Origin of the sequence: Streptomyces sp. Tu 3180 (assembly GCF_009852415.1) — a bacterium.
Classification (GTDB): domain Bacteria; phylum Actinomycetota; class Actinomycetes; order Streptomycetales; family Streptomycetaceae; genus Streptomyces.
Genome location: NZ_WOXS01000002.1, coordinates 6,447,380 through 6,465,028, shown reverse-complemented (window position 1 = coordinate 6,465,028; position 17,649 = coordinate 6,447,380). Strand labels below are relative to the sequence as shown.

Genomic DNA, 17,649 nt, shown 5'->3' with positions numbered 1-17,649 from the left:
AAAGGGAGAATTCACCGGCGCGGCGATCATTCATGCAGCACGATGGACGGGCTACATCACGGTGAGCAGACGAAGGGGAACCGTCCGTGCAGTTCGAGGTGTGGGCACCGCAGGCCGGCCGAGTGACGCTCCAGTGCGACGGCGTCACGCGCGCGTTGGAACGCGATCCCGGACGGGAGGGGTGGTGGCGGGGGGAGGCCGAGGCGCACGACGGCTCCCGGTACGGTTTCGCGCTGGACGGCGGCCCCGTGCTGCCCGATCCGCGTTCGCGCCGGCAGCCGGACGGCCCCGACGGGCTGAGCGCGGTCGTCGACCACGAGCGGTTCGCCTGGCGCGCGCGGTGGGACGGGCGCCCGCTGCCCGGCGCGGTGCTGTACGAGCTGCACGTCGGCACGTACACGCGCGAGGGCACCTTCGACGCGGCCGCCGAGCGGCTCGGGCACCTCGTCGAGCTGGGCGTGACGCACGTGGAGCTGATGCCGGTGTGCCCCTTCCCCGGCCGGCACGGCTGGGGGTACGAGGGGGTGTCGCTGTGGGCGGTGCACGAGCCGTACGGCGGGCCCGAGGGGCTGAAACGGTTCGTCGACCGGGCGCACGCGCTGGGCCTGGGCGTCGTCCTCGACGTGGTGCACAACCACCTGGGGCCGTCCGGCAACTACCTTCCCGCGTTCGGCCCGTACTTCACGGACACCCACCACACGCCGTGGGGCGCGGCGGTCAACCTGGACGCCCCCGGCTCCGACGAGGTGCGCGCGTACCTCGTGGACAGCGCGCTGGCGTGGCTGCGGGACTACCGGATCGACGGGCTGCGGCTGGACGCGGTGCACGCGCTGGTGGACACGCGCGCGCACCACTTCCTCCGGGAGCTGTCCGAGGCCGTGGACGCCCTCGCCGCCGACACCGGCCGCCCCCTGTTCCTGATCGCCGAGTCGGACCTGAACGACCCCCGGATCGTCACACCGCGCGAGGAGGGCGGATTCGGGGTGCACGCGCAGTGGAACGACGACTTCCACCACGCCGTGCACACCGCGCTGACCGGCGAGTCGCAGGGCTACTACGCCGACTTCGCGCGCGCCCCCCTGGCGGCCCTGGCCAAGACGCTCACCGGCGGCTTCTTCCACGACGGCACGTACTCCAGCTTCCGGGGCCGGCGCCACGGCCGCCCCCTGGACCGCGACCGGGTGGCCGGGCACCGGCTCCTCGGCTACAGCCAGACCCACGACCAGGTCGGCAACCGCGCCCGGGGCGACCGCCTGGCCGCGCTGGTCTCCCCCGGGCTGCTGGCGTGCGCGGCGGCCCTCACCCTGACCGCTCCCTTCACGCCCATGCTGTTCATGGGCGAGGAGTGGGCGGCGGGCACCCCCTGGCAGTTCTTCACCGATCACACCGACCCCGAGCTGGCCAGGGCGGTGCGCGACGGCAGGCGCCGGGAGTTCGCGGCGCACGGCTGGGCCGAGGAGGACGTGCCCGATCCGCAGGACCCCGCCACCCGCGACCGCTCCTGCCTGGACTGGTCGGAGCCGGAACGCGACCCCCACGCGCGCGTGCTGGCCTGGTACCGGCGGCTCGTCGCCCTGCGCCACGAACAGCCGGACCTCACCGACCCCGACCTCGGCGACACCAAGGTGGCCCACGACGAGGAGCGGCGCTGGCTGGCCTTCCGGCGCGGGGACGTCCGGGTGGCCGTGAACCTCGCCGGGGAACCGGCCGCGATCCCGCTGGGCGCGCCCGGCGCGCGCGTGCTCGCCGCGTGGGAGCCCGTGCCGGCGCCCGGCGCGGACGGGGTGCTGCACCTGCCCGGGGAGTCGGCGGTGGTGCTGCTGCAGGAGTGAGGGCCGGGGCGGCGGGCCGTCCCTCAGAGCGCGTCGTCGCCGTGACCGAGGTCCGTCACCCGCTCCAGCAGGATCGGCTCCCAGGCGCGCCGCAGTCGGGCGCGCAGCAAGGGCAGCGGGTCGCCGCCCCGGCCGGCGAGCCCCTCGGCGAGGGCGAGGACGGCGTCGCAGCGGGCCAGCCACAGGCCGCGCAGGCAGGGGCGGGCACCGTAGCCGGCCAGGGTGGCGGCGCGCACGGCGGCCGGGGAGCCCACGGCGAGCGCGAGGCCCGCGATGTCCTCGGCGGGGTCGCCGATCACCGCCGCGCCCCAGCCGAGGACGCCGCGCACCCGGCCGTCGGCGCTCACCACGAGGTGCCCGCCGGTGAGCGCGTGGTGGACGAGGACCGCCGAACCGGACTGGGCGGCGAGCTGGGCCGCGGCGGGCGGGGTGAGCTGGTTCAGGCGGGCGGGGTCGAACTCGTCGGCCCCGGCGAGCCGTTCGGCGGCCCGTACGGCGGCCCGGCGCAGGGCCTCCAGGGAACGCGGGGGCGTCCGCGGCACGCCGAGCGTCTCCGCCTGCCGCACCGGCACCCCGCGCAGTCCGGTGAGCAGTCCGGCCAGGTCGGCCTCGCCGACGGCGGACACGGCGTGCTCCTCGCCCGTCCCGCCGGGCACCCTGGTGTCGAGGGTGCAGAGCAGACCGGGCGCCCACTCGCCGTGCGCCACGCTCGACGGCAGCGCGACCGGGACGTGCGGGCGGACGAGCTCGCGCAGGCGCAGTTCGCGGCGGTGCCGCGTGCTCGCCTCACGGTCCGGGGCGAGGCGCAGCACATGGCGGGTGCCGACCCACCAGGCGGCGGGCTCGGCGCCGCGCGCGGCGGGCCGGACCTCGGGTCCGGCCGCGGATTCCGCGCCGCCGCCCCCGCCGCCCCCGCCCTCCTTCAGCAGGGAACGGGCCAGTCGGCGGACGGTGTCCGCGGTGGGTGTCGGTGCCTGGGTCATGGTCGTGCCGTTGCCGTTCGGGGGACGGGGAGGGGACGGGAGGGAGCCGCTCAGTGCACTATGACCATCTCCCGCTCGGTGTCGTTCAGGCGCCGCCCGCCGTCCTCGGTCACGGTCACGATGTCCTCGATGCGCACGCCGAACCGGCCGGGCAGGTAGATGCCGGGTTCGACGGAGAAGCACATGCCGGGCACGAGGGGCTGCTCCTCGCCCTCGATCATGTACGGCGGTTCGTGCGTGGTGACGCCGATGCCGTGTCCGGTGCGGTGGATGAAGTACTCCCCGTATCCGGCGCCGGCGATGACCGCGCGGGCGGCCCGGTCGACCTCCTGGCAGGCGGCGCCGGGCCGTACGGCGCGGAAGCCCGCCTCCTGGGCCTCGCGCACGACGTCGTGCACCCGGCGCTCCTCGTCGGTGGGTTCGCCGACGTGGACGGTGCGGGAGGTGTCGGAGCCGTAGCCGTCCTTCAGGCCGCCGAAGTCGAGGACGACCATGTCGCCGTGTCCGATGACGCGGTCACCGATCTCGTGGTGCGGGTTGGCGCCGTTCGGCCCGGAGGCGACGATCGTGAAGTCGACCTGGGAGTGCCCGAACCGCCGCAGCAGCGCGGCGAGGTCGGCGGCGACGTCGGACTCCCGGCGGCCGGCGAAGGCGACGGTCCGGATCTCCTCGAACGCGGCGTCGGCGGCGGCCCCGGCGGCGGCCAGGAGTTCCAGCTCCGCCGCGTCCTTGACGGCGCGGAGCATCGGCAGGGCCTCGGTGAGGGAGGCGTACGAGGTGCCGGGCAGCGCCTTCTGCAGACCCAGCAGGTGCATGGCCCAGGTGTTGTCGCTGATGCCGTACCTGCCCTCCGCGTCCAGCAGGGCGGCGGTGGCGGTGTAGGGGTCCTTGCCGTCGGTCCAGTCGTGCAGGGTCAGCGCGCGGGCGCCGGGGGCCCGCTCGGCGTCCGGGGCCTCCAGGGTGGGGACGACCAGCGCGGGCTCCCGGTCCGCGGCCAGGACCAGCAGGGTGAGCCGCTCGGTGACCGCGGTGGGCGTGTACCCGGTGAGCCACACCAGGTCCGGGCCGGGGGCCACGAGCAGTCCGGCGAGTCCGGCCTCGGCGGCCTGTCGCGCCGCACGCTCCATGCGGGCCTGGTAGTCGTCGGCGGTGAAGGGCGCGGTACCGGTCATCCGGGCCTCCCGGGGCGGGCGTAGGGGCTACGGGCAGCATCCTGCCCGGCGGGAGGGGGCGACGCGAGCCGGTTCGCGGTGTTCGCCCGGGCGGTGCGCCGCGCGGCGGGCGCCTCCGCGCGGTCGCGCACCCCGCGGCACCCGGCCACGGGTCCGCCCCGGCTCACGGCGGAGCATTGATCATCCCCCACGTCTAATGCTTGGATGCCGTTCATCCATTACCCCGCCCGCGGCACCCGAGACCCCGGAGGCGTACGACCGTGCTCGTACTCGCACACATCAGCGATCTGCACCTGGACGGAACCGCGCGGGCGACGGAGCGTGCCCGGCGGGTGCGCGACCGGCTGTGGGAGCTGCCGCGCCGGCCGGACGCGCTGCTGGTCACCGGCGACATCGCGGACCACGGCGCGCGGGCCGAGTACGAGGAGGCCGCCCGCCTGCTGGGACTGCGCGACGGCAGCACGCCGTTCCCCGTGCTGACCTGCCCGGGCAACCACGACCGCCGTGCGCCGTACCGCACGGCCCTGCTCGGGCGGGCGGCCGCCGACGGGCCGGTCAACAGCGCACACGTGCTGGACGGCGGTGCCGTGCTGATGTGCGACTCCAGCGTCCCGGGCCGCGACGACGGGGAGCTGGACGAGGAGACCCACGCCTGGATCGAGTCGACGCTCGACGGACTCGACGGCGGCCTCCCGGTCCTGCTGGCCTTCCACCACCCGCCGGTCCCGCTGCACCACCCGCTGCCGGACTCCCTCCCCCTGCGCGGCCCGGGCCGGCTGGCCGCCCTGCTGGCCCGCCGGCCGCAGATCGCCGGGCTGATCACCGGTCACGCCCACACCCCGGTCGCCACGACGTTCGCGGGCCGTCCCCTGGTGGTGGGCCCCGGGGTGACCTGGACGCTGCGGCTGCCCTGGGAGGGCGAGCCGGTCGCGGACCGGGAAGCCCCGGCCGGGTTCGCCTTGCACGTGCTGGACGACGAGGGGCGGCTGACGAGCCACTTCCGCGTGGTCACGTGACGATGCCGGGGACGACCGTCAGCCGCTGGTGACCGCCGCCGCGGTGGCGCACCGTCAGGGTCACCTCCGCGCCCGGGCGGGCACGGGCGACGGCGCGCGCCAGGCCGGCGGCCGAGTCGACACGGGTCCCGCCGAACGCGAGGAGCACGTCGCCCCGCACCAGGCCGGCCGAGAACCCGGGGCCGGGCACGTGCACGCCGACGACGACCGCCCCCGGCCTCCCGTCGTCCGCCACCTCCACGCCGAGCCGGGCGACGACGGGCGCGGGCGGCGCCGCCGCGGCGGCCGGGGCGGCGCGCGGCGACGCGGGCACGGCGGCGGCCGGCTCGCCCGCCCGCCGCTCCGGCTCGGCGGTTCCGCCCGCGCCGACGACGGCGGCCCCCACCGCCCGAGCCCGACCCCGGACAGCACCAGGAACGCGGCGACGACCGCCCTGGACACCGCGGACACCAGCCGCCGCGGGCCGCGCGGCCGCGGTCCGCCGGACCCGGGCCCGCTCCCCGTGCTGTTCGCGCTCCCGCCCGGTTCCCGGCCGGGCATCGGCTTGGGCCGCAACACTGTCTGTTCCATGGTTCGTCTCGCCTCCGGCAGAAGTGCTACCCGGAACACCGGGGGACGACGAGCCACGAACGAGTGAGACTGACCGGGCGGGTGCGGGACGTCAGGTGAGGACGGGGAGCGCCGGCGGGCGGCCCGGGAGGAAGCCGTGGGCGCGGCCGGCCAGCCACTCGGCCTTGTAACGGTCCACGCTGCGGTGCCAGTTGAGGATGCCGGCCATCCAGTTCCGCAGGTCCGCCACATAGTCCCGCATGACCGCCCGGGCCTCCCCCGACAACCCGAAGTCCTTCTCGAGGACGGGCAGTTCGTGCTCCACGACGTGTTCGAACTGGCTCAGGCGCCGGTCCATCAGGTCGTGGACGATGCCGAGGGCCCGCGGGTAGTCGCAGCCGAAGAAGTTCTGCACGACCAGGATCGCGTTGTGGATCTCGCCCTCGTACTCGATCTCCTTCTGGTACGAGAAGACGTCGTTCAGCAGGCAGGCGTAGTCGACGGCGGAGTTCTCCAGGGAGCGGACCGGGCCGCTGCGGTAGACCTCGGGCGGGACGGCCGGGCCGTGGCCCATGCGGCACAGGCTCAGGGTGAGGTCGGCGCCGAAGGTCCGGCGGCGCATCTCCAGGTAGTCGACCGGGTCGGGGATGCGGTGGTGGATCTGGTTGGCCAGCTCCCACAGCCAGCTCTCGGTCATGACGTTCACCGCGTTCTTCAGCGTGCCGCGCGCCTCGGGTGTCATGGCCGCCGTGGTCCGCGCCCACAGGTCGGTCAGGGCGCGCTCCATGGCGTTGGCCGGGGGCGGTGCCGGCTCGCCGTCGACCGGCATGCAGTCCGCCAGCCGTGCCGTGGTCAGCCGGGCGGCGGCCAGGTCGCGGCGGTGGCCGTAGACCAGCGGGTAGTAGTCGTCGCCGTAGGTGCCGAAGGCGAGCCACTGCGCGCTGAGGTCGAGCGCCTCCGGGGTGGCGTCCGGGTCGAGGCCCGCCGAGCACAGCGCGAGGTCGTAGGCGGCGAGCTTGTCCTCGTCCCACACGCCCTCGCCGAGCATGCCCGTCCTGCGGCACCAGACGGCCAGGCGGGCGCGGGAGGCGTCGAGGTGCGGGCTGAGTTCGAGCGGGAACGGCATGCGGATGTCGGGGATCAGGGACGGACCGACCTTCCGGTACGGCACATGGGTGTGGGCCCGCGTCCGCCGCGTGCTCGCGCCCGCGGCCGCGAGCAGGGCGCGCACGTCGGCGGCGGAGGTGCCGGGCCCGCTCGGGCCCGCCCACGGGGCGGTCGTCCGCGCGCCCTCGTTCATGTACCGGCTGGAGCGCAGGTGCCACTCGTGGCCGCCGGACTGCCAGTCCTGCAGCCCCTTCGCGTACGCCGCCACGGCCGCGACCTGGTCCGGGGTGAGGCCCTTCTCCAGGGCGATCGCGGGGACCTCGGTGAACGCCGTGTGCTCGAACTGGTGGAGCCGTGAGGTGAGGACGTCGTTGACGGTGTCGGCGGCCTCCTGGGTGGTGCAGCCGAAGAAGGTCTCCAGGACGAGGACGCCGTTGCTGAGTTCGCCCTCGTCCTCGACCTCCCGCTGGTAGGAGAACAGGTCGTTGCGCAGGTGCACGGCGTCGGAGAACGTCTCCGTCAGCACCCTGAGCGGCCTGGTCCCGGCGACGGCGGCGGGCACCTCGGCGGTCGCGTACTCCACGAGCCCGGCCGACCAGGGGGCGCCGCCCACCTTGCGGCGCATCTCGATGTACTCGACGGGGTTGGCGATCCGCCCCTCGTTGATGTTGGACAGCTCCCACAGGGACTCGTTGAGCAGGTGCTCGGTGGAGAGGGCGAACCGGCGGCGCCAGTCGGCGGACATCGCCGGCACGGTGCGCGCCCACAGGTCGGCGAGGCCCGCCTCGACCGGGTTCTGCGGCTCGGGGACGGGGGACGCCGGGTCGAGCGGCATGAACAGCGGCAGCCGGTCCAGGTGGGCCTTGCCGCCGTCCCGGTCCCGGGTGCGTTTGAACTTCTCCAGGAAGTGGTCGTCGAAGAAGAAGACCCACACGTACCAGTCGGTGACGAGCGACAGGGCGGGTCCGTCGCAGTCGGGGTGGGTGTAGGCGCAGAGCAGGCCGTAGTCGTGCGCGTCGAGATCGGCCTGCTCCCAGACCCCGGAGCCCTCCAGCATGCCCATCTCGCGCGCCCACGCCGCCGAGTGGGCCCGGGCCTCGTCGACGTGCGGGTTGAGCCGCGCGGGGTGCGGCAGGTAGAAGTGCGGGAGTTCGAACGGCTGCGTCATGGCCGGGCCCTACCCGGGGGCCGGTGGCGGCATCCACCGGCCGGGACATGATCACACCATCGCGTGAACCGTTCCCGGTACGGGAGTTCCGGGCCTCATGTCCGCACCTGGATCAGCGCGTGCGTGCCGCTCGTGCGCCAGCGCTGCCGCTCCGCGGCCGTCAGCGCCGCCTCGGTGCCGGCCGTCAGACCGGTGACCACGTCGGACTTCAGGGTGCGCAGCGCGGCGACCGGACCCGGGAAGTACTCCGTGACCTCTGCGAACGGTGTGGTGGGCGGCCAGTGCCGGTCGCCCACCAGGCGGCGGTAGTTGAGGTCGCCCTTGACGACCGTCACCGCGGCCTCGGCGAAGTCGGCCGCGAGGTCGTCCGGCATGTCCCCGTACGGCAGCGGGGCGCAGGAGAAGGGGTGGGCGCGCAGCGCGAGGCGGCCGTCGGACATCGCGGCCCACAACCGGTGCCCGTACCGTGCCGCCGCTCCCCCGGCACCGGTCAGGCGGCGCAGCGCGTCGACGACGTCGGCGGGGGTGGCGTCGGAGACGTAGTACGGGTGGGGCTTGACGTGCAGCACCGCCCGGCCGATGCGGCCGTGGGCCAGCAGATGGGCGACGAGCAGCAGGTCGGGGACGAGTTCGCGGCCGGCGTTGTCGGCGACCAGGCACAGCGTGCCGGTGCCGGCGGTGTCGAGCAGCGACCACAGGCGCTCGCTGTCGTCGGCCACCAGAGCGGGCACCGGGGTCGCCTCCTCGGCGCCCTCGGCGGACAGCCGGAAGCCCAGGTCGGCGCGGTTGCCCCACAGGGAGCCGTGCAGCAGTGCGCGGTCCTGTTCCTCCGCCGGCCGGCCGGCGAGGCCGTCGAGCGCGGCGAGTTCCGCGTCGGTGGCGGGCGAGTCGAGTTCGGCGAGTTTGGAGGGGCGGAAGGGGTCGACGCCCTGCCAGGGGCCGGGACCGAAGTAGTCCACCGCGTCCAGCAGCCGGCGGTAGAACCAGCTCTCGGACCACAGCCAGGGCACGTCGTACCAGGAGCGTCCGGCCCAGGCGTCCATGCCCCAGGTCTCCCAGTGTTCCCGGTCGTGCGCGCCGGCGGGGAGGGGCTCGATCTCCCCCTCGGTGCAGTCGGCCAGCAGGGCGTCGAGCGCGCGCCGCTGCCGGGGCCCGTACGGGAGGGCGTCGCGCACCTGCCGGATGATCGCGGGGTGCCGCTCGGCCAGCACGCCGTGGGGGAACGAGCCGGGCTCGTTGCCGAGGATCACGGGGGCGGTGGGGATGTCGGGCATGCGGCTCACCGTAACGCGCGCCCGGCGCCGGGCGCCGCACGTCGCGGGCGAAGGGGCGGACGTCCGTCACGCCGGTGGCGCAGGACGTGCGGCGGGCCGGCCGGTGCCCCATCCGCACCGGCCGGCCCGCCAGTCGGTGCGGGCTAGAAGGTCAGCCGCCAGCCGTTGAGCCGGCCGGTGTCCGCCGACGCCGTGTCCTGTACCCGCAGCTTCCAGGTGCCGTTGGCGACCTCGGCCGAGGCGTTCACCGGGTAGGTGGTGTTGACGTCGTCCGCGGAGTCCGAGGAGGAGGCGGACTTCAGGCGGTACACCGAGCCGTCCGGCGCCACCAGGTCGACGACCAGGTCACCGCGGTAGGTGTGGGTGATGTCCACGCCCACCTGGAGGGCCGACGGGGCGTTGCCGCTGCGGCCGCTGACGGTGATCGGCGACTCGATCGCCGAGCCGTTGTCCGGGATGGAGACGGCGGTGGTGCTGGAGTAGGTGGTGCCCGTGGACGTACCGCCCTTGACCGCCTGGACCGTCTTGGCGGCGTCCGCGAGGCCCGCGCCGCAGCCGCCGGAGCAGGTGCCGGGCAGCGCGCGGGCGTTGGACTTGATCGCCGACTCGATCTGGGCCGGGGTGAGGGCGGGGCCGGCCGACTTCATCAGCGCGGCGAGGCCGGCGATGTGCGGGGCGGCCATGCTGGTGCCCTGGTAGTAGGCGTAGTTCTCGGTCGACGGGGTCCGGGTGCCGGAGTTCAGCGTGGACAGGATGCCGTTGGCCGCGGTCGCGGTCTCACCGCCGGGTGCGGCGATGTCCACGATCGTGCCGTAGTTGGAGTAGGAGGCGCGGTTGCCCGAACGGTCGGTGGCGGCGACGGTGATGACGTTGCCGCAGTTCGCCGGGGAGGAGTTGGCGGCGTTCTGGTTCTCGTTGCCCGCCGCGACGACCACGGTGGTGCCCCGGCTCACGGCGCCGTTGATGGCGCTCTGGGTGGCGGTGGAGCAGGCGCCGCCCCCGCCGAGGCTCATGTTGATGACCTTGGCGACGTTGGTGTTGGCGGGCACGCCGGAGACGGTGCCGCCGGACGCCCAGGTGATGGCGTCGATGATGTCGGAGTCGTAGCCGCCGCACTTGCCGAGCACGCGCAGCGGGGAGATCTTCGCGCCGTGCGCGACGCCGGCGACGCCCTTGCCGTTGTTGGTGGCCGCGGCGATGGTGCCCGCGACGTGGGTGCCGTGCCAGGAGGAGTTGCTGCCGACCGCGGCGCCGCCGCACTCGCCGGCGAGGTACCAGTCGCCGGGGTCGGCCGGGTTGCTGTCCCGGCCGTTGCCGTCGACGGAGACGGCGGTGTCGGAGATGAAGTCGTAGCCGCCGACGACGTTCGCGGCGAGGTCGGAGTGGGCGACGTAACCGGTGTCGATCACGGCGACGGTGACACCGGCGCCGGTGGCGAGGTCCCAGGCGCCCGGCACGCGCATGCCGGCGGTGGTCTCGAACAGGTCCCACTGCTTGGCGTACTCGGTGTCGTTCGGAGTGGCCAGCGGCTTGTTGAGGCGGTCCGGCACGACATAGGCGACCTGCGGGTCGCTGCTGTAGGCGGCGACGACGTCGGCGACGTCCGCCCCGGTGGCCTTCGCGCCCAGGTCGACGAGGGCGGCGCCGGTGCCGAGGCGGCGCCGGAAGTCGACGTCCTCGCCGGACTCCTCGCCCTTGGCGGCGGCGTCGGCGGCGGCCGCCTCGTTCGACCTGGCCTCGGCGGCGCCGGCCTTGTAGCCGACGATGAGCCGTTCGGCCGGGACGCCGGGCGCGGCCTCGGTCCGGGCCGCGGGGACGGCCGGCGCGCCGGAGGGGGAGTCCTGGGCGACGGCGACCTGGGCGGAGGCGGTCGTCAGCAGGGCGACGGAGAGGGCCGCGACGGATATCAGCTTCCGTCTCGGGGAGGAGCTCCGGGGAGAGCTCGGGGAGGAGGTACGCAAGGGTGTGCCTTTCGTGCCGTGACTCCGGGCGACGCGGAGTGGGGAGCGGGGATCGATTCGCTTCGTCCTCGAAGCGGCGGGGTGAATCGACGTGCGACGCGTCGGCCGGCCAGGCGCGTGCGGCGACCCGTCCGGGGTTACCTGTGGGTCGGCTGCGCTCGAACGATAGGCACGGCGAAGAGGCCCGGGATACGGGGGAAACCCTCGATCCGGCCGGGAACCCACCCTCGCCGCAAGGCGGTTGACCGGGAACGGGCCGCTATGCCCGTCTCGCCACGGAGGTGAACGCGCCGGGTGGTTCTCCTGAACCGTGCGGAAAGAACCGCCCCGCCCGGGTCCCGGCCGCCCGGACGGCGCCGTCCGGTCCCTCCGCCCCGCCGGCCGCGGCCGGTGCCGCCGTTTCCCCCCTCATCCCCCCACGGTTCATCACAATGCGGCAGCGGCACCTCACTTCGCGTGGCCGTTCACTTGACGACCGGTGGTGCGACACGGTTGGCTCCGGGCCAGTGAGAGCCACCCGGTCGGCGCACACCCGCGCGTCCGCCCGTGCTCTCCCCTGCTCTTGCTCTGCCGTACAGCGAGGTCCGCACCCCCCATGAACACTCGTCCTCCGTCGCACCGCGTCCCGGGGCGCACCGCCCGCGCGGCGGTCCTGGCAGCCGCCGTCGGCCTGCTGGTGACCGGCTGCTCCGCTTCCGGCACGGCCGGCGACTCCCCGGAGCCGGACGGCGCGGGTGCGGCCGGCGGCAAACGGACGAGGATCACGATGGTCACCCACGGGAGCGAGGGCGACGCCTTCTGGGACCGGGTGAAGAAGGGTGCCGAGGCGGCGGCCGCGAAGGACGGCATCGACCTGACGTACGTGAGCGACCCGGACCCGGCGGGGCAGGCCGAACTGGTCCGCGAGGCGATCCGCGACGGCGTCGACGGCATCGCGCTGACGCTGGCCAAGCCGCAGGCCATGAAGGGCCCGGTCAACGAGGCACGGGCCGCGGACATCCCCGTGGTCGGGCTCAACTCCGGCATCGACGCCTGGAAGTCGTCACGGCTGCTGGGGTACTTCGGGCAGGACGAGGGCCTCGCGGGCCGGGCCGTCGGCGACAAGCTGGACGGCCTGAAGGCCGGGCACGCCCTGTGCGTCGTCCACGAGCGCGGCAACGTCGCCCTGGAGGCCCGCTGCGCCGGGGTGAAGAAGACGTTCGGCGGGACGACCGAGAACCTCTACGTGGACGGCACCGACCTGCGCGCCGTCTCCGGCATCATCACCGCCCGGCTGCGGCAGGACCCGAGCATCGACCAGGTCGTCACCAACGGGGCGGACTACGCGCTCACCGCGGTCGACGCGGCCGAGAAGGCGGACAGCGACGCCCGTGTCGCCACCTTCGACCTCAACGAGGACCTGGTGGACGCCGTGCGCGGCGGCAACGTCCAGTTCGCCGTCGACCAGCAGCCCTACCTGCAGGGCTATCTCGCCGTGGACGCGCTGTGGCTGTACCGGACCAACGGCAACATCAGCGGCGGCGGGGTCGCGCCCGTGCTCACCGGGCCGGCGTTCGTCACGAAGACGGAAGCCGCCTCGGTCGCCGGGTTCGCCGCCGACGGAACCCGCTGACGCCCGGCACGTGAGTACTCCCCCGAACATCCGACCGCTCTAGGACGACGATGTCTCCACGGACAGGTGCCCGGCGCCGCCTCGGCTCCATACGTCTCTCGCTGGTCCTCCTGGCCCTGGTGCCCAGCGTCACCCTCGCGGCCATGTGGGGCGTGACGACGATCCAGATGTTCTCGGAGGGACTGCGGCTGCGGTCCCAGACGGAGCTGAGCCGGTCGACCGGCGCGATGGGCACGCACGCCACGCTCGCGTTGCAGCGGGAGCGGAGGCTGACCGCCGCCTGGCTGGCCGCGCCGCAGAGCTCCCGGTCCGCCCTCGAGGCACAGCGCGAGAGGACCGACGAGGCGGTGGCGAAGCTGCTCGGGCAGGCCGACGCGATCGCCGAGGCACCGGCGCGCATCTCGGACCGGCTGTACTCGGTGCTCGGCTCGGTGGGCAGCCTGGAGTACTACCGGGACCAGGTGGACGCCCCCAGCGACATCACCGCCGTGGAGGCGCTCGACCAGTACACCTCGATCATCGACGACCAGATCCACGCCTTCCAGGAGCTCTCCCAGGTCGACGACGGGGACCTGACCTCGCAGGCCGAACCGCTGATCGCGCTGGAGCACGCGGCGGAGCTGATCTCCCAGGAGGACGCGCGGCTCACCCTCGCCTGGTCCTCCGGGAGCCTCGACGCGCAGGGCTGGACGGAGTTCGCGGAGCTGGTCCACACCCGCCGCTGGCTGGTCGAGGACCAGATCGTGCCGTCCCTGCGCGGCAGCACCAAGACGCAGGCCGAGCGGATCATGCAGAGCCCCGAGTGGCGCGCCCTGCAGGCGGTCGAGGACCAGGTGCTCGCCACCCGGTCCGCGGGCGGGGGCCGCACCGTCGAGATGCCGGACGTCCAGGAGCGGTGGGACGAGGCCATGGACAGCGTCTCCCCGCAGTACACCGCCATGATCCGGCAGCAGACCGACGCGCTGCTCACCCGCAGCGCCGACGAGGCCCGCAGCCTGCTGCTGACCGCCGCCTCCCTGAGCGCCGGCGGACTGCTCGCGCTGCTGCTGTGCGTCGGCATGTCCTGGCGCATCACCCGCTCGCTGTCCCGCCGGCTGCGCGGCCTGCGCATGGCCACCCTCGGCCTGGCCGAGGAGCGGCTGCCCGACGTGGTGGCCCGGCTGGAGCGCGGCGAGAAGGTCGACGCGGAGTCGGCGACGACCGCGCTGGACTACGGCCACGACGAACTGGGCCAGGTCGCCCAGGCGTTCAACACCGCGCAGCGCACCGCCGTGCACACCGCGATCGAACTCGCCGACACCCGGCGCGGTTTCCAGAAGGTCATCCTGGGCATCGCACGGCAGAGCCAGAACCTGGTCAACCTCCAGCTCGGCAAGCTCGACGAGCTGGAGCGCCGGCACACCGACCCCGAGGTCCTCGCGGGCCTGTACGAACTGGACTCCACGGCCAGCCAGTTGCGCCGCTACGAGGAGAACCTGGTCATCGTCAGCGGCGAGCGTCCCGGCCGCTCCTGGAGCGAGCCGGTCGCGCTGATCGACATCCTGCGCAGCGCCGTCGGCGAGGTCGCCGAGTACCAGCGGGTGGAGGTGCACACCGAGGAGGAGGTCGCCCTGGCCCCGCCCGCGGTGGCCGACGTGATCCACCTGCTGGCCGAGCTGATCGACAACGCGACGACGTACTCGCCGGCGCCGAGTCCGGTGGGGGTGCGGGCCGCGATGGTGGCCAAGGGCCTCGTGGTCGAGATCGAGGACCGGGGCCTCGGCATGTCGGAGGAGGACTACGCCTCCCTCAACGACCAGCTGGGCCGGCCCCCGCAGTTCGACGTGGTGGCGCTCGCCGACGACCTCCGGCTCGGCATGTTCGTGATCTCCCAGCTCGCCCACCGCCACGGCATCACCGTCACGCTGCGCTCCTCGCCGTACGGCGGGACGACCGCGATCGTGCTGGTCCCGCACGAGATCGTGGTGCGGGACGTGCCGTCCGGCACCGGGCGGGAGGCCGCGGACGCCCGGGGTCCCGAGGCCCCGGCGGCCGCGGGCGGCGCGGCGGGCCGGGGGAACGCGAAGACCTCCGCGGGCGCGGACGCCACCGCGAGCGGGAGGGCCGCCGCGGGCGCGCGGACCCCGGCCGCCCGGTCCGCGACCGCCGTGCGGAGCGCCCCCGCGCCGGCCGCCGCCCGCCGCGACGGTCTCGCCCCGCTCCCCCGCCGGGTGCCGCAGACCAGCCTGGCCGCCGAGCTGCGCGAGGAACCCGCCCCGGCCACCGAGGACGGCCCCGGCGACGACGACTTCACCGCGGAACGCGCCGCCTCCTCCCTCGCCGGCTTCCAGCGCGGCACGCTCCGGGCACGTGACGACGACGGGGCCGGCGACGCCGGGGAAGCCGGTCCGCCGCCGCACGACGCCGAGGACGACACGGCGGCACCGGCGCCCGCGTCCGCCGCCTCCCCCGGGCCCCCGGCCCCGCCCTCCGACCACTGACCGCCGAAACGCCGACGTCGACCGCTCATGAAGGAACCCGCCATGACACGCCCCACCCCCGCCACCCACACCCAGCTGGACCAGCTGCTGACCGGACTCGTGGAACGCGTCGCCGACGTGAACCAGGCCGTGGTGCTCTCCGAGGACGGGCTGGTGGTCAGCAAGTCCACCGGCTTCCTGCGCGACGACGCCGAACGCCTCGCCGCGACCGCCTCCGGTCTGATGAGCCTCAGCAAGGGCGTCAGCATGGACTTCCGCGGCGGCCCGGTGCGCCAGGCGCTCATCGAGATGGCCAACAGCTTCCTGATCCTCACCTCGGCCGGTCCCGGCGCCCACCTGGTGGTGCTCACCGGTCCCGGCGCGGACGTCGGCGTGGTGGCGTACCAGATGAACATGCTGGTGAAGAAGATCGGCGAGCACCTCAGCGCGGCGCCGCGGGCCGCGGCCGGCCCCGTCGTCGACCCCGGCGTGTGAGGTGGGGGGAGGCGACTCGGCGGGCCGGCTCGTAAGGCCGTTCACCCTGACCGGTGGCCGGACCCGGCCCAGCCGCGCCGACTTCACGCTCATCACGACGGTGACGGCGGTGGACCCGCAGCCTCCGGCGGCCCCCCGGCCGCAGCCCGAGCACACACGGATCCTGCGGCTGTGCGCCGAGCCGGTCGCGGTCGCCGAGCTCGCCGCGCGTCTCGACCTCCCGGTGAGCGTGGTCGTCATCCTGCTCTGCGACCTGCTGGAGGCGGGCCGGATCACCGCCCACCCGCCGCACCCCGTCACCCGCACCACCCCGGACCTGGACCTGCTGCAGAAAGTGAGGGACGGCCTTGGCCGGCTCTGACACCGTCGCCCGGGCCGCCGCCGAGCGTTCGGCACCCGACACGGTCAAGATCCTGATCGCCGGAGGCTTCGGCGTGGGCAAGACGACCATGGTCGGCTCGGTCAGCGAGATCGTCCCGCTGCGCACCGAGGAACCGCTGACCATGGCGGGCCTGGACGTCGACGACCTGGACGGCATCGAGGAGAAACGTGCCACCACGGTGGCCATGGACTTCGGCCGGATCACCGTCTCCGACGACCTGGTGCTGTACCTCTTCGGCACGCCGGGCCAGCAGCGGTTCTGGTTCATGTGGAACGACCTGGCGCTCGGCGCGCTGGGCGCGGTGGTCCTGGTGGACGTGCGCAGGCCCGAGTCCAGCTTCGCCGCGATCGACTTCTTCGAACGCCGGGGCATCCCGTTCGTGATCGCCGTCAACGGCTTCCACGGCGAGCACCCGTACCCGGCCGAGGACATCCGGGAGGCGCTGACGCTGCCGGAGGGCGTGCCGGTGCTGCTGTGCGACGCGCGGGAGCGGGAGTCGTGCCGGGACGTGCTCATCGCGCTGATCGACCGGCTGATCGCCGAGGCGGCCCCGGCGCGGTGAGCCGCCCGTGGGACGCGGCGGGCCCGCCGCGTCCCACGGGGCGGTGCTCCGCCGGGCGTCAGTCCAGGCCGGCCGACTTCAGCCAGGCCTTGGCCACGTCCAGCGGGTCCTTCTTCTCCAGCTGCACCTGGGCGTCCAGGTCGAGGAGGGTCTCGGTGTCCAGCTTCGCGGAGACCGCGTCGAGCGCGTCGACGCCCTCCGGGGAGAGCCCGTCCTTGTGCACCAGCGGGGTCACGTTCGCGAACCCGAAGAGGTTCTCCGGGTCCTTCAGGACGACGAACTTCTCCTTGACGATGGTCGGGTCCGTGGTGAAGATGTCCGCCGCCTGCACCGTGTTCCCCGCGAGCGCCGCCTGGGTCAGCGGCCCGCCCGCGTCGAGCGCCTTGAAGGACTTGAACTTCAGGCCGTAGACGGACTCCAGGCCCTTCAGCCCCTGCCGGCGGGTCTGGAACTCCGGGGATCCGCCGATCACCATCCGCGGTGCGACGTCCTTGAGGTCGGCGAGGGTGGAGGAGGCCGTGAGGCCGTACTTCCTCGCCGTCCCGGCGTTGACGCTCACCGAGTCCTTGTCCTCGGCCGGCGACGACTCCAGCAGCGTCAGCCTCTTGTCCAGTTTGGCCTTGACGGCCTCGTTCACGGCCTGCGCCGACGTCTGCTCGGCCTCGGGGTCGAGGTAGGCGAGCAGCGAGCCGTTGTACTCCGGCAGGACCGTGATGGAGCCGTTCTTCATCAGGCCGTACGTCGTCTCGCGGCTGCCGATGTTGTGCTTGTAGGTGACCTTGATGCCCTTGGCCCGGAGCGCCTCGCCGTAGATGTCGGCGAGCAGGGTGCTCTCGGCGAAGTTGTTCGAGCCGACGACGACGGTGCCGGCCTTCGCCTTCTCGCCCGCCAGGGGGTTGTCGGAGGTGTCGCCGGAGGAACAGCCCGCGAGCAGCGCCACCGCGGCGGTGAGCGCGGCGGCCGCGCCGGTGTGCCTCGTCCTGGACCTGCTGCTCTGTGCGCTGGAAGTCATCCACCGATCCAATCCAGCCGCTTCACGGTCAGTCAAGAACATCCGGGTCACGGTTTCCGGAACCT

General features: G+C 74.2%; 14 protein-coding genes. 7 read left to right on the top strand and 7 right to left on the bottom strand.

The genetic code is table 11. The features are described from left to right. The first annotated feature begins 86 nt into the window (after positions 1–86). Positions 87–1,832 carry a malto-oligosyltrehalose trehalohydrolase gene (treZ, locus tag GL259_RS29815; protein ID WP_159536381.1) on the top strand — a complete coding sequence of 582 codons (1,746 nt, stop codon included), beginning with the start codon at positions 87–89 and terminating at the stop codon, positions 1,830–1,832. Positions 1,833–1,855: 23 nt separating this feature from the next. Here treZ and GL259_RS29810 read toward each other — a convergent pair whose 3' ends face one another. Both GL259_RS29810 and GL259_RS29805 read right to left on the bottom strand, forming a co-directional pair. Then, positions 1,856–2,815 (bottom strand): aminoglycoside phosphotransferase family protein, encoded by a 960-nt coding sequence (locus GL259_RS29810; RefSeq protein WP_159536380.1) that lies wholly within the window; start codon positions 2,813–2,815, stop codon positions 1,856–1,858. A 50-nt stretch (positions 2,816–2,865) separates the two neighbouring features. Further along, the gene (locus tag GL259_RS29805; RefSeq protein WP_159536379.1) at positions 2,866–3,987 is read right to left on the bottom strand and encodes an aminopeptidase P family protein; all 1,122 of its coding nucleotides are present in this window, start codon (positions 3,985–3,987) and stop codon (positions 2,866–2,868) included. A 260-nt stretch (positions 3,988–4,247) separates the two neighbouring features. Here GL259_RS29805 and GL259_RS29800 point away from each other — a divergent pair, with 260 nt between their 5' ends. Further along, complete coding sequence (locus tag GL259_RS29800; protein WP_159536378.1) at positions 4,248–5,003, top strand: metallophosphoesterase; 756 nt, start codon at positions 4,248–4,250, stop codon at positions 5,001–5,003. Here the strand turns inward: GL259_RS29800 and GL259_RS29795 are convergent. The 4 genes from GL259_RS29795 to GL259_RS29780 form a co-directional block, all read right to left on the bottom strand. Beyond that, the gene (locus GL259_RS29795) at positions 4,996–5,388 is read right to left on the bottom strand and encodes a PDZ domain-containing protein (RefSeq protein ID WP_347814629.1); all 393 of its coding nucleotides are present in this window, start codon (positions 5,386–5,388) and stop codon (positions 4,996–4,998) included. The genes GL259_RS29800 and GL259_RS29795 overlap by 8 nt on opposite strands. A 276-nt stretch (positions 5,389–5,664) precedes the next feature. Further along, positions 5,665–7,827 carry a germacradienol/geosmin synthase Cyc2 gene (gene cyc2, locus GL259_RS29790; protein ID WP_159536377.1) on the bottom strand — a complete coding sequence of 721 codons (2,163 nt, stop codon included), beginning with the start codon at positions 7,825–7,827 and terminating at the stop codon, positions 5,665–5,667. Positions 7,828–7,922: 95 nt separating this feature from the next. Continuing rightward, a complete protein-coding gene (locus GL259_RS29785) occupies positions 7,923–9,101 on the bottom strand; it encodes a damage-control phosphatase ARMT1 family protein (protein ID WP_159536376.1) in 1,179 nt (392 codons plus the stop codon). Between the two features lie 143 nt (positions 9,102–9,244). Beyond that, a complete protein-coding gene (locus GL259_RS29780; protein WP_159536375.1) occupies positions 9,245–11,062 on the bottom strand; it encodes a S8 family serine peptidase in 1,818 nt (605 codons plus the stop codon). A gap of 595 nt (positions 11,063–11,657) precedes the next feature. Between GL259_RS29780 and GL259_RS29775 the strand changes: the two genes are divergently transcribed. From GL259_RS29775 to GL259_RS29755, 5 genes are read left to right on the top strand one after another with little or no spacing between them, the layout of a single operon-like run. Continuing rightward, entirely contained in the window at positions 11,658–12,674 is a 1,017-nt protein-coding gene (locus GL259_RS29775) for a substrate-binding domain-containing protein (RefSeq protein WP_159536374.1), read from the top strand. 50 nt (positions 12,675–12,724) lie between these two features. Then, complete coding sequence (locus GL259_RS29770) at positions 12,725–15,154, top strand: nitrate- and nitrite sensing domain-containing protein (RefSeq protein ID WP_159536373.1); 2,430 nt, start codon at positions 12,725–12,727, stop codon at positions 15,152–15,154. A 42-nt stretch (positions 15,155–15,196) separates the two neighbouring features. Beyond that, the gene (locus GL259_RS29765; protein ID WP_159536372.1) at positions 15,197–15,628 is read left to right on the top strand and encodes a roadblock/LC7 domain-containing protein; all 432 of its coding nucleotides are present in this window, start codon (positions 15,197–15,199) and stop codon (positions 15,626–15,628) included. 1 nt (position 15,629) lies between these two features. After that, positions 15,630–15,989 carry a DUF742 domain-containing protein gene (locus GL259_RS29760; protein ID WP_159536371.1) on the top strand — a complete coding sequence of 120 codons (360 nt, stop codon included), beginning with the start codon at positions 15,630–15,632 and terminating at the stop codon, positions 15,987–15,989. Then, complete coding sequence (locus GL259_RS29755; RefSeq protein WP_159536370.1) at positions 15,976–16,572, top strand: ATP/GTP-binding protein; 597 nt, start codon at positions 15,976–15,978, stop codon at positions 16,570–16,572. Before GL259_RS29760 ends, GL259_RS29755 begins: the two co-directional genes overlap by 14 nt. 58 nt (positions 16,573–16,630) lie before the next feature. Here the strand turns inward: GL259_RS29755 and GL259_RS29750 are convergent, their stop codons facing one another. Further along, complete coding sequence (locus GL259_RS29750) at positions 16,631–17,584, bottom strand: ABC transporter substrate-binding protein (RefSeq protein WP_159536369.1); 954 nt, start codon at positions 17,582–17,584, stop codon at positions 16,631–16,633. Positions 17,585–17,649: the final 65 nt, after the last annotated feature.